At 50.4% G+C, this 14,348-nt stretch carries 12 protein-coding genes; 4 read left to right on the top strand and 8 right to left on the bottom strand.

What is annotated here, in order from left to right; translation table 11 throughout:
• Window positions 1-10: 10 nt before the first annotated feature.
• Genes AOC34_RS09120 through AOC34_RS09105 form a run of 4 tightly spaced genes read right to left on the bottom strand, consistent with a single transcriptional unit; the run spans window position 11 to window position 4,298 of the window.
• Complete coding sequence (locus AOC34_RS09120) at window positions 11-1,183, bottom strand: FAD-dependent monooxygenase (protein WP_108469759.1); 1,173 nt, start codon at window positions 1,181-1,183, stop codon at window positions 11-13.
• Between the two features lie 2 nt (window positions 1,184-1,185).
• Window positions 1,186-2,556, bottom strand: a complete 1,371-nt coding sequence (locus AOC34_RS09115) for an aminopeptidase P N-terminal domain-containing protein (RefSeq protein WP_108469758.1) — start codon at window positions 2,554-2,556, stop codon at window positions 1,186-1,188.
• Window positions 2,543-3,256 (bottom strand): N-acetylmuramate alpha-1-phosphate uridylyltransferase MurU, encoded by a 714-nt coding sequence (murU, locus tag AOC34_RS09110; RefSeq protein WP_108470151.1) that lies wholly within the window; start codon window positions 3,254-3,256, stop codon window positions 2,543-2,545. Before murU ends, AOC34_RS09115 begins: the two co-directional genes overlap by 14 nt.
• A 34-nt stretch (window positions 3,257-3,290) precedes the next feature.
• Entirely contained in the window at window positions 3,291-4,298 is a 1,008-nt protein-coding gene (locus AOC34_RS09105; protein WP_108469757.1) for an aminoglycoside phosphotransferase family protein, read from the bottom strand.
• Window positions 4,299-4,329: 31 nt separating this feature from the next.
• Here AOC34_RS09105 and AOC34_RS09100 point away from each other — a divergent pair, with 31 nt between their 5' ends.
• Genes AOC34_RS09100 through rsmA form a run of 4 tightly spaced genes read left to right on the top strand, consistent with a single transcriptional unit; the run spans window position 4,330 to window position 9,988 of the window.
• On the top strand, window positions 4,330-6,807 hold the full coding sequence (locus tag AOC34_RS09100; RefSeq protein WP_108469756.1) for an LPS-assembly protein LptD: 2,478 nt from the start codon (window positions 4,330-4,332) through the stop codon (window positions 6,805-6,807).
• Between the two features lie 8 nt (window positions 6,808-6,815).
• Complete coding sequence (locus tag AOC34_RS09095) at window positions 6,816-8,237, top strand: peptidylprolyl isomerase (protein ID WP_108470150.1); 1,422 nt, start codon at window positions 6,816-6,818, stop codon at window positions 8,235-8,237.
• Window positions 8,224-9,219 carry a 4-hydroxythreonine-4-phosphate dehydrogenase PdxA gene (gene pdxA, locus AOC34_RS09090; RefSeq protein WP_108469755.1) on the top strand — a complete coding sequence of 332 codons (996 nt, stop codon included), beginning with the start codon at window positions 8,224-8,226 and terminating at the stop codon, window positions 9,217-9,219. Before AOC34_RS09095 ends, pdxA begins: the two co-directional genes overlap by 14 nt.
• The gene (gene rsmA, locus AOC34_RS09085) at window positions 9,203-9,988 is read left to right on the top strand and encodes a 16S rRNA (adenine(1518)-N(6)/adenine(1519)-N(6))-dimethyltransferase RsmA (protein WP_108469754.1); all 786 of its coding nucleotides are present in this window, start codon (window positions 9,203-9,205) and stop codon (window positions 9,986-9,988) included. Before pdxA ends, rsmA begins: the two co-directional genes overlap by 17 nt.
• On the opposite strand, the gene AOC34_RS09080 is transcribed toward rsmA, so the two are convergent.
• Genes AOC34_RS09080 through glyQ form a run of 4 tightly spaced genes read right to left on the bottom strand, consistent with a single transcriptional unit; the run spans window position 9,949 to window position 14,329 of the window.
• Window positions 9,949-10,713 carry a lysophospholipid acyltransferase family protein gene (locus AOC34_RS09080; RefSeq protein ID WP_108469753.1) on the bottom strand — a complete coding sequence of 255 codons (765 nt, stop codon included), beginning with the start codon at window positions 10,711-10,713 and terminating at the stop codon, window positions 9,949-9,951. The genes rsmA and AOC34_RS09080 overlap by 40 nt on opposite strands.
• Window positions 10,710-11,288 (bottom strand): D-glycero-beta-D-manno-heptose 1,7-bisphosphate 7-phosphatase, encoded by a 579-nt coding sequence (gmhB, locus tag AOC34_RS09075; protein WP_108469752.1) that lies wholly within the window; start codon window positions 11,286-11,288, stop codon window positions 10,710-10,712. Before gmhB ends, AOC34_RS09080 begins: the two co-directional genes overlap by 4 nt.
• Entirely contained in the window at window positions 11,285-13,435 is a 2,151-nt protein-coding gene (gene glyS, locus AOC34_RS09070) for a glycine--tRNA ligase subunit beta (RefSeq protein ID WP_108469751.1), read from the bottom strand. Before glyS ends, gmhB begins: the two co-directional genes overlap by 4 nt.
• Before the next feature lie 9 nt (window positions 13,436-13,444).
• Complete coding sequence (gene glyQ, locus AOC34_RS09065; RefSeq protein ID WP_108469750.1) at window positions 13,445-14,329, bottom strand: glycine--tRNA ligase subunit alpha; 885 nt, start codon at window positions 14,327-14,329, stop codon at window positions 13,445-13,447.
• Window positions 14,330-14,348: the final 19 nt, after the last annotated feature.

Genomic DNA, 14,348 nt, shown 5'->3' with positions numbered 1-14,348 from the left:
AGGGAATTGTTTAGCGACGACCAAACATCATCTGGCGCGCGAGTCCCGTTTTAGCCGGTGGTAACCATTGCAACAGCGATAGCGCCGCGCCACGGGCCGCAATCACGGGAGTGAGCGGTGAGGTAAATACGCGTGCTAAAAAGTCAGTGATGCCAATCGTTGCTTTTCGATCGGCTTGTCTGCTGTTGCTGTATTCATGCAAGGCATTGTCAATTGCGTTGCGTGATTTGGTGGTGTGCGATTGTTTTGAAAACAAACCGCTAAGTTGTTCTGCGAGGAGGTAGGCATCACGCAAGCCCAGATTTAAACCTTGACCAGCAACGGGGTGGAGGGCTTGCGCCGCATTGCCAATCCAGACTTCATTGCCTTGCACAATCTCTTTGCGGTAATTCAGGCCCAGTGGATAAAGGCGCCGATCCCGAATCGATTTAAATTGCCCTACACGCGAACCAAAGCATGATTGAAGCGCATGCAAAAAATCCGCATCGGAAATGCCATTTAGTCTTTCTGCAGTGGCAGGTGAGCTACACCAAACCATATTGAGGACATTGCTGCCGTGGTGGCTAGGCAGCAAGGCCAATGGGCCTTCACTAGTGAAGCGCTCCCATGCATGGTGAGGCTGGGCATTTTCCACTTCAACCAGACCAACGAGTGCCGATTGCTGATAGTCACGGCCCGACTCTACCCAGTCTTGCTGGGTAAAGAGACCGCCTTCCGCATGCACAATGCAGCGGGCACGGCAATGATCCTGATCCTGATTGTTATCTGAGCCTGTATGTTGCCAAACGAAGTGCGGTGCCTTTTTTTGCAGTTGACGCAAGGACTCTCTGAGCGCGAGGTGAATACCGCGGTAGCGCACGATATGGCCTAGGGCCTCTTGATCTAATTCCTCGCGGGTCATCAGCGCGCGTCCAAATTGACCCACATGCGATACATGGACCGAATGGATTGCACAGGAATCACTGGGCCATGCCTGAATCGTGTCTAGTAATAATTTGCTGCCATGGGATAAGGCAATGCCTCGGGTATCGCTGGCAACAATGTCGCTATCGTTTTGTGGATTGCGATCAATGAGATGAAGTGAGAGTTCCGGAAATTTCTGTAAGCACCATGCAGCGCATGCCAAGCCCACTGGGCCGCCGCCGATGATTTGCACATCCACAGATGCATTCGATAAAGACATGCTTAGCCGCGCATCACCGCTTCGATCTCATCGGCCTTGACAGGGACACCGCGGGAGATCAAGTCACACCCATTTTGAGTCACCAGGGCATCGTCTTCAATTCGAATGCCGATGTTCCAAAATGCTTCTGGCACATCGTCTGCAGGCCGAACATATAAGCCGGGCTCAATGGTCAACATCATGTTTTCGCAAAGAATGCGCCATGGCTTTTCAGTAGCATTACTTGCACCTGCTTCACGATAGGAACCAACATCGTGCACGTCCATGCCTAACCAGTGGCTGGTGCGGTGCATGTAGAAACGACGATAAGCGCCTGTTTCGATGGCATTGTCGACGGAGCCCAATTGATGCAATGAAAGGAGTTTTTCATCCAACATGCCTTGGGTTAAGACACGGACCGCAGTATCGTGGGGTTGCATAAAGGTGTTGCCGGGTTTGGTGGCATCCACTGCCGCCTCTTGTGCGGCTAAGGTGATGTCGTACAGCGCCCGCTGCGCTGCTGAAAAGCGTCCATTAATTGGAAAGGTGCGCGTGATGTCTGAGGCATAGCCATCAAGTTCACAGCCGGCATCGATCAAACATAAATCCCCGGATTGCAGCTCGGCAGCGCTAGCACGGTAATGCAAGATGCAGGCATTGGCGCCTGCAGCAACGATGCTGTTGTAGGCAACGCTTTGTGCGCCGCTGTGACGAAACGCGTGCAATAACTCAGCCTCAATTTGGTATTCGCGTTGGCCGGGTCGGCAGGTACGCATGGCACGCAAATGCGCTTCTGCAGAAATCGCTGCAGCACGGCGCATGGTTTCAACTTCGCTTAGGTCTTTAAATAGACGCATCTCATGAACCAGTGCTTCAATGTCACGAAACTCCGATGGGGCATTGACTCCAGCGCGCGCTTGGCCACGAACCCGATCAATCCAATGGCGAATGCGGCGATCGGTTTCAGCACTGCTAGCTAAGCGAATGTACAGCGCCGTTTGATCGGCCAGCAGCTTGGGCAATGCTTGATCCAATTCGGTATTGGGATATGCATGATCAACCCCTAAGTACTCTGGTGCCGCTTCTGGACCTAAGCGGAGACCATCCCAGATTTCTCGCTCGGGATCTTTAGGGCGGCAAAAGAGATGCGCTACGACTGTATTGCGGTCAACTTGAAGAACCAGAGTTGCGCCCGGCTCATCAAATCCGGTTAGGTAAAAGAAATCACTGTCATGCCGATAGGGAAATTCACTATCGCGATTGCGCAATTGTTCTGGTGCTGTGGCGAGGATGGCAATTCCGCTGCCAGACTGCTCACGAATGCGCGCAGCCAACTGGCCACGGCGATGGCGGTAGAGATCGGCCTGAAAGACAGGGAGGTTACTTGGGGTCATAGGATTGATTTAGCTCGTATAAACGCTGCGGTGTCCCTACATCGTGCCACGGACCGGCATATTTTTCACCGAAGACCTGATTTTTGGCCATAGCCGAGCGCAGTAAAGGGGCTAATTTCACAGCTTCGCCCAATTTTAGGTCTGCAAACAGGGATTGGTGATAGATGCCGATGCCAGAAAAGGTCAGTTTACGTTCCTCAAAGTCGGCATCTCTTGGTTTGTCATTGACTTGCTCGCCATGCAGGTAAAAATCGCCGTCCGGGTGTTGTGGAGGGTTGAGAACCAGCGCTAAATAGGCAAGTAGCTTATTTCCATTGCTGAGCTGTGCCTGAAACCGGCTTGTAAATGCAGCAATCGGAAAGCCGGGACAAAATACATCGCCATTGATCACCAAAAAGTAGGGCTCTGGATTCAATAGCGCCAAGGCCTTACGAATGCCGCCGGCGGTCTCCAGGGCAGTTTCCTCTGATGAGTACTGAATTTGCGCTCCCCACTTAGCGCCGTCACCCAAAGCCAATTCGATTTGCTCGCCGAGCCACGCATGATTAATGACGATCCGACGAGCGTTTGCGGCTACCAGTGCTTCGATATGCCATTGCAATAATGACTTACCTTGAATCTGCAGGAGCGGCTTTGGTGTTGTATCTGTCAGCGGGCGCATCCGTTCACCACGTCCTGCTGCCAATAACAAACACGGCAATGCGTCGGAGGTGGGCGCGTTATTCATGGATCGATTACTTTATTGAGCTAATGGAATTAGCGCGCTCCAATAAGCGAGCCAGCGGCTTTAACTCAATATAGCGATTGGCGGTCGCTAAGGCATATTTCAATACCAGCGGAATATCCTTGAGGTATGCATCTTTGCCATCGCGATGATACAAACGCGCAAAAATTCCCAATACTTTGATGTGGCGCTGTAAACCCATCCACTCAAAGTCGCGATAGAACTCCCCAAAATCAGCGTGCATGGGCAAGCCTTTTTTACGACCCAATTCCCAATAACGCGCAACCCAATCAATTACCCGTTCTTCAGGCCACTCAATATAAGCATCGCGCCATAGCGATGCAGCATCGTAAGTAATCGGTCCATAGACGGCATCTTGAAAATCTAAGATGCCGGGATTATGCGTTTCAGTTCGCATCAGATTGCGAGAATGGAAATCGCGATGGACATACACCTGCGGCTGCGCCAGATTATTTTTTAGAATCAAATTAAATGCATTGCGCATGGTTTTTTCTTCATCTGCAGTCAGTTCAAATTGCAGGTGTTTTTTTAAATACCACTCTGGCAACAGATCCAATTCCCGCTGCAATAATGCTTCTGAATATTCTGGTAATACGCCGGGATGACTAGCCAATTGCATTGCTACTAATGCATTGATTGCATCTCCATATAGCGCATCTGTATTGGCATCATTGAGGGCGGTCAGGTAGGTTGTGGAACCTAAATCGCTGAGCAGTAAAAACCCATCGGATGTATTTTTTTCGAGAACGCGCGGTACATGTAACCCTGCTTTTTGCAGTAATTCAGCGATCGCAATAAAGGGTTCAACCGGCTCCGATTGCGGGGGTGCATCCATCACAATCAGGGTGGGATACAGGGCATTTTGGCTATGGAGCCGGAAATAGCGCCGGAAGCTTGCATCAGACGATGCAGGCGCCAGCGATGATAGGTCAAGCCCCCAGCTGCTAGGGAGGCCTTCTAGCCAGTGGCGGAGGGTATCAAGGCGGGTATTAGGCATATCGATTCGTATAATAAGTGGGTCTGGATCTATGAGCCATTATCGCCGTCGCGCTGGTCTTTGCGCCCCCCTTATTTTTACCCCATTTTTACGAGTAACGATGGGGTGCTTTTGGCTGTTTTTTTCAGCCGCCGTATTTGCTCAGGCACCGGCCTCAAGCCTCTCATCCTCACAGCGCAATACCGCCAATTTTGTCTTGATGCCTGACCGCGGTAATGTCAGCGTTTTAAAGTTAGATGATCAATTGCGCGTTGGAAAGCCTATTTCGGATAACCAAGCATTAACCTTCACATTTAGTGATTCGATCGAGGGCATTGTCGATCGTGAAATGAAACTCAAGGGGCGAGCTCAAATTCGGCGAAACGATACTGTCCTGAAGGCCGATGAAATTATTTATCATCCCGATACGGATATTGCCGACCTAATCGGTAATGTCGAAATGATTAAAGGCAATTCTACATTTCGAGGACCAAAAGCTAAATTTAAAGTGGATGCTCGGCAAGGCGAAATGCAAGAGCCTCGTTATGAAATTCGCGATAACCGCTCCAGTGGTAAGGCGAAAAAATTAACGATTCAATCATCCGATGTTTTTGTGTTTGATAAAGGCACTTACTCAACCTGCTCGCCCGATAACCTAGATTGGTATTTCACGGCTGATCGGATGGAGGTCGATAACGAGCAAAAAGAAATGACGGGTACGAATGGCGTGATGCGATTCTTCGATGTGCCGATTGCATACACGCCTTACTTTAGTTTGCCGACCTCCAATCAACGGCGATCGGGTTTGCTTGCTCCGATTGCAGGCTACAGTTCCAATAATGGTATTGATGTAACGCAGCCTTACTATTTCAATATCGCGCCCAATCGTGATTTACTGTTTATGCCGCGTTACATGACATTTCGAGGTACGCAATTGGGTGGATCGTATCGCTACATTGATCCAAAATATGCCGGTACAGTAGCTGCGGAGTATTTACCGTACGACAAAATACTCGGGCGCGATCGATGGAAGTACGATTGGCAGCAACGCCAAAGCATTGCGCCCAATTGGAACGGGTATGCAAACATCGCGCGGGTCTCGGATAATTTATACCCGATTGATTTTTCAAGAACCTTGGCTGGTGGTATTACCAATCAATTTAGACAAGAGGTAGGAACTACATCCTTGATAAAAGGGTGGAATGTTTCGGCTCGGGCAATGACGTTTCAGACGCTACAGCCCGATCCTACCGTCACAGTGCAATCTCCATACAACGTATTGCCACAAGTCGTTGCCGCGTACAACAGCCAGAACGCCTTACTGACTCCGGATCGTAGTCGGCAATTTGTCAGCCTACCTACAGGCCCACAAGTCAGTTTCTCGAGTGATTTCACCCGCTTTGCCTATAACATTGGCGGTAATTTAGCGGCTACTGCGCCGGGTGTATTCAGTCAGGCCGATCGAACCGTAGTCAAGGCAGCAGTAGGCATGCCAACGACAACTCCTGGTTACTTCATCAAGCCTAAGCTGAGTGTGCAGTCAAATAATTACAATGCCACCGCATTCGTACCTGGTTATCCGCCTGCACAGGGCTTCACCATACCAACTTTAAGTTTGGATTCGGGCTTGGCGTTTGAGCGGGAGGCTGCCGAGCTCAAGGGCTTTTTTGGTCGGGATATGTTGGTAACAATGGAACCACGAGCTTTCTACGTCTACACCCCATTCCAAGACCAGTCAAATACCCCATTATTTGACACCGCAAACGCCGGTTTTGGTATCACCCAAATCTTCAGTGAAAACACCTTTGTGGGTAATGACCGTATTGCCGATAACAATAAGTTAACCATGGGCGTTACCAGTCGCATGATTGAGGCAGCTACTGGGGCAGAGCGAGCTAACGTTACCTTGGCTCAGCGCCAGGATTTCACTGGGCAGCGGGTGGGTTTAACCAACACAATACAAAATCCCACCACGTATTCCGATACTTTGGGCGCCGGCTCGGTTCGGCTCATGGGCAACTTTAATGTGGATGCATTTGGTCAATACAACACCCAGCTCAATCGACTCGTTCAGACTACGGTTGGGGGCAGCTGGCGCCCAACCTCAGGCCGTAACCTTAACTTTGGCTACCGTAATGTTTGGAGTCCACCCGTATCAGCCTCCCCTGAAAATAATCTAGCAGGAACACCAGGCCTTACCACCACCGATCAATACAATATTTCTGGGCAGTGGCCGATAACCCGCAAGATTTCGACGCTAGGCCGCTGGGGGTACGACGCTTTGACCTTGAATACCCTAAATCTACTAGCGGCTTTGGAGTACAAAGAAGACTGTTGGACTGGTCGATTTGCTTACTCTCAGGTTCGCAATACCACCCAAATCACCACAACCCAGGTGCTATTTCAAATCGAATTTAGGGGATTTGGTGCCGCCGGCAGCAATCCAGTTGATATCATGAGGTTAAATGTTCCGGGATACATGCCAACCACCCGAACATTGCCGCCCTCAATTTATGAGAACTACCAATGACGTTTTGCATGAACCGCAGCATTAAGTTAATCCGCAATCTTTTCTTGCTTGCCTGTGTTGCGGTGGCATTGCCAAGTTACGCCCAATCGAATGCCCCAGCAAATGCGTCTGAGAGCAAGATACGGGATATTGATGGTGTCGCTGCTGTAGTGAATACGGGTTTCGTTACTCGTAAGGAAATTGATGACCGGATAGCAACCATTGCAAAACAGGGCGGTGGCGCAGCGATGCCCGATAAAGAAACCCTGCGTAAACAAGTGCTCGAACGCCTCATCGTTGAGAAAATTCAATTGCAAGATGCTGAACAAAGCGGTATCAGCGTTAGTAGTGCAGAGCTCGATAAAATCATTGCTGACATTGCCGCTCGAAATAAGTTAACTATGGCTGAATTTCGGGCCACCATTATGAAGTCGGGCTCAAGTTTTGAGCGCTATCGCGAGATGTTGCGCGATGACATCATTGTGACGCGCTTTCGGGAGCGTGAGGTCGATTCGCAAATTAAAATCTCTGACGCCGAAGTCGATAACTACATTAGCGAACGTACTCAGGCCATGAATGCCCCAGCAGCCAATGCGCCGGCAGCAGGCGGTCAGGAAGAATTAGACGTTGCGCAAATTTTTATTCCCGTCGATGCCAATGCTGGGCCAGGAACGATTGCAGAGGCACGCAAACAAGCGGATAGCTTATTGCGGGAGGCGCGTGGCGATGTGGATTTCTTGCAGCTTGGTGCAAAAGCCGCAAAAGAAAACCCACGTATCAAATTCCAGAATTTGGGGTATCGAACACCAGACCGATTGCCGCAACTCTTTCTTGAGGCGGTACGTAATATTGGCCCGGGACAGTTGGCTAATACGGTAGTAAAGAGCCCAGCCGGTTTTCATGTACTTAAAGTTTTAGATCGCCGAGTAATGGTGGCAGCTAGCCAAGCTCCGACTCCAGTGGCAACGGGCGACACCACACCCAAAAACATTACGATTACCGAAACCAATGCCCGGCACATCTTGCTGCGCAATCGGGCTGGACTAACGGATGCGGATGCGGAGCGGCGTTTATCCGGATACCGTGATCAAGTTCGCGCTAAGGCGGCTGATTTTGGCGAATTAGCGAAGAAGCATTCTGAGGATGGTTCTGCAGCCAACGGCGGTGTCTTGGGCTGGATGTCGCCTGGTCAGCTGGTACCTGAGTTTGAATTCGCCATGAATCGATTGCAAATCGGTGAAGTGAGTAATCCGGTGAAGACCGAGTTTGGCTGGCACTTAATTCAAGTACTTGAGCGCAGGGAAGCTCAGCTTACCGTCGAAAAGCAGCGCGAGTTCGCACGGGCTGCCATACGCGAACGTAAGTTTGAGCAGTTATATCAAGATTGGCTTCGTCAATTGCGTGATACAGCGACTGTGCGCATTCTTAACTTAGATAATGTCGCGCGTTGATTTAGTCATTACAACGGGCGAGCCGGCTGGTATCGGTCCTGAGGTATCGTTACAAGCAGCACAGGCGTTTTTGCAAGAGCAGGCGGATGCCCACATCACATTAATTGGCGACCCCAGCCTTTTTGGTGAGACCGTGAGACATCCGCGCTTACAGATCGAGTCCGTAAAGTTAAACAAGCCCGTTGTCTCAGGCACCCTGAATCAAAGTAATGCAGCCTATGTACTGGCTACACTTGATTCCGCGGTGGCCGGATGTCAAGCGGGGCGTTTTCAGGCCATGGTAACTGCCCCTGTGCACAAGGGCGTTATTAATCAGTCTGGTATCGCATTTACAGGGCACACAGAGTATCTGGCAGCCGCATGTGGAGTAGAGCGCGTAGTGATGCTCCTGTGCGCCAACTTGCCTGCTGGTTTAATGGGTTTGCAGCACGGTTTACCCTTGCGTGTTGCGCTCACAACCATCCATGTACCGCTTGCTTTAGTTCCAGCTCAGATCACGGTCAAGTCGGTATTGGAAACAATTGAAATTCTGCACGCCGGTTTGAAGAATCAATTTGGTATTGCCCAGCCACGTATTTTGGTAGCCGGCCTCAATCCCCATGCAGGGGAAGGTGGCTATTTAGGTTCAGAGGAAAGTTCCATCATTGAGCCGGCAATTGCACGGGCACAGCAAGCTGGCATTCGAGTAGCAGGGCCTTTTCCGGGGGACACCCTATTTGATTTTCGATCGCTGGATCAGGTCGATGCCTATTTAGCGATGTACCACGATCAAGGCTTAGCTCCATTCAAATTTGTGGCATTTAATACGGGCGTGAACGTGACCCTTGGATTGCCAATTATTCGCACATCAGTAGACCATGGCACTGCACTGGATATTGCTGGTAAGGGAGTGGCTGACTCGGGTAGCATGCTGGAAGCTTTGCGCCTCGGATTTCAGCTTGCCCGGCATCGAAAGGCTGCGCTACATGCATCAGGCGCGTAAACGCTTTGGTCAAAACTTTCTGCATGATGAAGGCATCATTCATGCGATTGTGAGTCTGATCGGGCCTTCGAGTGATGCAGCCATTTTAGAGATCGGCCCAGGCCTTGGAGCGCTGACTAAGCCCTTATTAGCCAATCTAGAGAGCTTAGACCTACTCGAAATCGATCGCGATTTAGTGGCCTATTGGCGTAAGCAGCAGCTGCCGGGGCTAACGATTACCGAGGGCGATGCCCTTAACTTTGATTTTCTGGCTTGGGCTCGAGCAAAAAAATCGAGCGGCTCAAAACAGATCAAGGTTGTTGGTAATTTGCCCTACAACATTTCCTCTCCCTTACTGTTTCATTTGGTCGGCGCGGCAACAGAGATAGATGAGCAAGTATTTATGCTACAAGCCGAAGTAGTTGAGCGCATGGTCGCTGAGGCAGGCTCCTCCGAATACAGCCGCTTATCCGTGATGTTACAAGCCCGCTATCACTTAGAAAAACTGTTAGATGTGCCGCCGGAGGCATTTGATCCACAGCCTAAAGTCAATTCTGCGGTTGTGCGCATGATTCCGCGGAGTAACTTCAATACCTCTCCCGAAGAGTGGCGCGCACTGGAAAAAGTCGTGGCAGCTGCCTTTGCGCAAAGGCGCAAGATGCTGCGCACTAATTTACAAGACTACCTTGGGCGTTTGCAGCTACAAGAAGATGAGCTGACCAAGCGAGCGCAAGACATTTCAGTTGGGCGCTACTTGGAATGGGCTTCCGTCTTGGCTGCATCCGCGTAGGCGCTCGGATCAATTACCCGCATTTCTGTTTCAATCCAGGATTCGACCGCGCTATTGAGTTGTCCGCCTGTCTTGCCTTCAGATGCAATCACGGGGCCAATGGAAATAATGACCAATCCAGGATACTTTAAAAAGCGATTGCGTGGCCAAACCCGACCCGCATTGTGTGCTACCGGAATAACCGCAGCGCCAGTAGCAGTGGCTAAGCGCGCTCCTCCCTTTAAATAGGGCTTATGGGATCCGACTGCAGTCCGTGTGCCCTCTGGAAAGAGCATGATCCACTTGCCTTCTTTCAGCCGTGCTCGTCCCTGACTGGCTACTGAAAGGGCGGCGGTTTCACGGTTATCGCGATTAATGTGAATCATTTTGAGTGCAGCCATGACCCAGCCAAAGAAGGGAATCCACAGCAACTCCCGCTTGAATACATAACAAAGCTGCTTAGGGAATAAAGCAATGTAAGCGATCGTCTCCCAAGCCGATTGGTGTTTACTAAGAATGATGATGGGTTGATCAAGTGCCCCCAACATATGCTCCATGCCCCGAATTTCATAGTGAATACCGCATAGCCATTTGAGAACCCAGAGGACAGTTTTATTCCAGCCGCTCACAAAACGGTAGCGGGTTTCACTACGCATAAACGGAAACACTGCCAGGCAAATGATTGCCCAGATCGGCGTGAACACCAGTAAGAAAAGCGCAAAGAGGGTTGATCTCAAGTAAATCATGAGTTGGACGCAGATCCTAATAGGGATTTGGTAAACGCCATTAAATCGGCATGTATTACCGTACCCGCTGGCAATACACCTGCGTCCACCGTCTTTTGACCTTTTCCAGTGCGAACCAAATGGGGGCTTGCGCCTAAAACAGTAGCGGCCTCTAAGTCACGTAAGGAGTCACCGACAATCGGTACACCAGTCAAGGGGAGAACAGAATCTGCCTTGCGATAGCGAGAAGCAATGTCCCGCATGAGGCCTGGTAAAGGCTTGCGGCAATTGCATTGGTCTTCATCAACATGGGGGCAAAAGAAAATACTGTCTACGCGACCACCCATAGGAGCCAAGAGGTCCATCATTTTTTGATGCATGGCATGCAGGTCATTGATGGTAAATAGACCACGCGCCAAACCCGATTGGTTGGTCGCCACGGTTACTTGATAGCCGGCTTGATTGAGTTCCGCAATCGCTTCTAAGCTCCCCGGAAGCGGAATCCATTCATCAGCCGATTTAACGTACTGATCGCTGTCAAAGTTAATCACGCCATCACGGTCGAGAATAACTAATTTAGAAGCGCTTGAACTCATGCCAGGGTGCCAAGATCGGCAACCAAATTCATTTGGTGGTGGAGCTGCTGTAACAAAGCCAAGCGGTTATCACGAAGGGCTGGATCCGGATCCATCACCATCACATCGGCAAAAAACTGATCAATTGGCTGACTTAAATCAACCAGCGTGCGAAGCAAGGTTACAAACTGGCGCTGGGCATAGGCCGCATCAAGAAGCGGAATGGCTTTTTGTAAAGCCCCATGTAAGGCAATTTCCGCTGGCAGCTTTAAAGCCGCTGCCGAGCACTGCGACGGAATAGGCGTAGTGGTTTTTTTCAAAATATTACTGATGCGCTTATTGGCTGCAGCCAATTGGGCTGATTCGGGTAAGGCGTTAAATTCACGTACTGCACGTAGTCGATCCATCAGGTCATTGAGCTGTTTAGGCTCTTGACTGAGTACCGCATCGATCTCAGCTGTAGTAAATGGCTTACCGGCTTCGGTTTGATCCCGTAAATAAGCACGCAAACGATCAATCACAAAGACATAGATTGCCGCTGGATCAGCTTTTTCTTGGACGCCAGCCTGCTTAAATTGCGCACGAGCCAGCTCGATGAGCTCAGGCAGGCTGCAGGGTAAATTCTTTTCGAGTAGCAATCTGCAAATACCCAATGCATGGCGACGTAAAGCGTAGGGGTCTTTATCCCCAGTAGGTGCGAGGCCAACACCCCAGATGCCAACTAAGGTTTCGAGCTTATCCGCAATAGCCAGGACGGTGCCAGTCATACTGCTGGGAAGTGCATCCCCTGCAAAGCGCGGCTGGTAATGTTCACTGCATGCTGCGGCAACTTCGGCGTCCTCGCCATCGTGCGCAGCATAGTAGCTACCCATGATGCCTTGCAGTTCTGGAAACTCACCCACCATGTCGGTGAGTAAATCGGTTTTGGCTAACTCGGCAGCGCGTGCCACCTGTTTTGGATTGACTGCAGAGCCCTTGCTTTGCGAATCCGTTGCGATGGCGGTGGCGATTGCACCAACCCGCTTGGTGCGCTCAAGTTGGGTGCCAAGTTGATTGTGGTAGACCACCTTATCTAAATCAGCAACGCGCGATGACAGGGGTCTTTTTTGATCCTGCTGAAAGAAAAACCGCGCATCCGATAGGCGGGGGCGCACGACGCGCTCATTACCTTGAATAATCGACTGCGGGGTAGCAGTTTCAATATTCGATACGATCAAAAAGCGATTACGCAGCTTTCCTGCGGCATCAGTTAATGCAAAGTACTTCTGATTGGTTTGCATCGTCAGAATCAGGCACTCTTGTGGCACCTCTAAAAATTCTGCATCAAAATGGCAGGCATAGACTGTGGGCCACTCGACCAATGCCGTAACTTCATCCAGTAAATTGCTCGGCATTAATACCGTATCGCCATTCGCCGCTTTGAGGAGCTCGGCTTCAATAGAAGCCCGGCGCTCATTGAAGTTCGCCATGACCTTATACTTGAGCAGTTCAGCGGCGTACTGATCAGCATTGCCAATCGTTAATACGCTAGGAGCCAAGAAGCGGTGCCCTTCCGTTTGATTTGCGGCATTTATGCCTAGCGCATGCACTTGCAGTGGGGTGCTACCATGCAGCGCCACAATTCGATGGGCTGGGCGCGCAAACTGAACATCTTCGAGTGTGCCATCTACCTGCTTCACTTGGTAGTGCATCATTTTGGCAATGGGTAGCGTTTGCAAGGCATGAACGATGGCAGTCTGGACGGTATCCTGTAGAACGGCACCACGGGCTTGGACATTTAAGTAGAGTGCTTCGTTTTTATCTTGCCCCGATCGCTCCAAGCTAGCGATGTCTATATCGGGATAGCCCAGTGCGCTGAGTTTCTTTAATAAGGGTGGCGTTGGTTTGCCATTGGCATCAAATGCAACACTGACTGGTAATACTTTTTCGCGCACAGGAAAGTCTGCCGCTTTACTTAGTACATGGGTAATCTGAACCGCTAAACGGCGTGGGCTCGCAAAGCTAGTAGTGACGGATTCGGCGGTACTTAAGCCGGCAGCCTGAATCGAGGCAGATAGGCTTGCAGCAAAGGCATCGCCGAGTTTGCGCAGGGACTTTGGCGGCAGCTCTTCAGTAAATACTTCGATTAAAAGCGTTGCCGAGGAAGATGGAGGGGAAGATGTACTCACAATAAAACCTTACGCAGTGACTTGCTGTTGGCACATTGGGAAACCCAATTGCTCGCGGGATTCAAGGTATGCCTGTGCTACCAAGCGAGAGAGTGTACGAATGCGGCCGATATAGGCAGCACGTTCCGTTACGGATATGGCGCCGCGGGCATCGAGCAAGTTAAATGTATGAGCAGCTTTGAGAACCATTTCATACGCTGGCAGGGCAAGCGGTACTTCCATTAAGCGTTTGGCTTCACTCTCGTAGTTACTGAAATTCGTAAAGAGCATTTCAGTATTGGAGTATTCAAAGTTGTAGCGCGACTGCTCCACTTCATTCTGGTGATACACATCGCCATACGTCACGCCATCGGTCCAGACCAAATCGTAGACATTCGAGCAATTCTGCAAATACATCGCAAGGCGCTCGATACCGTAGGTAATTTCACCCAAGACGGGCTTACAATCAATTCCACCCACCTGTTGAAAGTAGGTAAATTGCGTTACTTCCATGCCGTTGAGCCAGACTTCCCAGCCTAATCCCCAGGCGCCTAAGGTTGGGTTTTCCCAGTCGTCCTCTACAAAACGAATGTCGTTTTGTTTTAGGTCTAAACCTAAAGCGCTGAGGGATCCCAAATAGAGTTCGAGAATGTTGTCGGGGGCTGGCTTGAGCACAACCTGATACTGATAGTAGTGTTGCAAGCGATTTGGATTTTCACCGTAGCGCCCATCCTTTGGCCTGCGGGAGGGCTGCACATAGGCCGCCTTCCAGGGCTCTGGACCAATGGCCCGTAAAAATGTAGCGGTGTGGGATGTGCCTGCGCCCACCTCAAGGTCAATGGGTTGCAATAAGGCGCAGCCTTGTTTATCCCAATAGTCTTGAAGCGTGAGAATAATTTGCTGAAATGTAAGCATAGTGAGCCAGAACCAATCG

It is taken from the genome of Polynucleobacter difficilis (assembly GCF_003065365.1).
GTDB lineage: Bacteria > Pseudomonadota > Gammaproteobacteria > Burkholderiales > Burkholderiaceae > Polynucleobacter > Polynucleobacter difficilis.
This window is presented reverse-complemented; position numbering and strand designations above follow the sequence as displayed.

Excerpts from the sequence above, each read along its gene's own strand:
- glyQ (WP_108469750.1), bottom strand. The coding sequence starts at position 14,329 with ATGCTTACATTTCAGCAAATTATTCTCACGCTTCAAGACTATTGGGAT.
- AOC34_RS09120 (WP_108469759.1), bottom strand. The coding sequence starts at position 1,183 with ATGTCTTTATCGAATGCATCTGTGGATGTGCAAATCATCGGCGGCGGC.
- rsmA (WP_108469754.1), top strand. The coding sequence starts at position 9,203 with ATGCATCAGGCGCGTAAACGCTTTGGTCAAAACTTTCTGCATGATGAA.
- pdxA (WP_108469755.1), top strand. The coding sequence starts at position 8,224 with ATGTCGCGCGTTGATTTAGTCATTACAACGGGCGAGCCGGCTGGTATC.
- AOC34_RS09105 (WP_108469757.1), bottom strand. The coding sequence starts at position 4,298 with ATGCCTAATACCCGCCTTGATACCCTCCGCCACTGGCTAGAAGGCCTC.
- AOC34_RS09115 (WP_108469758.1), bottom strand. The coding sequence starts at position 2,556 with ATGACCCCAAGTAACCTCCCTGTCTTTCAGGCCGATCTCTACCGCCAT.
- AOC34_RS09100 (WP_108469756.1), top strand. The coding sequence starts at position 4,330 with ATGAGCCATTATCGCCGTCGCGCTGGTCTTTGCGCCCCCCTTATTTTT.
- AOC34_RS09080 (WP_108469753.1), bottom strand. The coding sequence starts at position 10,713 with ATGATTTACTTGAGATCAACCCTCTTTGCGCTTTTCTTACTGGTGTTC.
- gmhB (WP_108469752.1), bottom strand. The coding sequence starts at position 11,288 with ATGAGTTCAAGCGCTTCTAAATTAGTTATTCTCGACCGTGATGGCGTG.
- AOC34_RS09095 (WP_108470150.1), top strand. The coding sequence starts at position 6,816 with ATGAACCGCAGCATTAAGTTAATCCGCAATCTTTTCTTGCTTGCCTGT.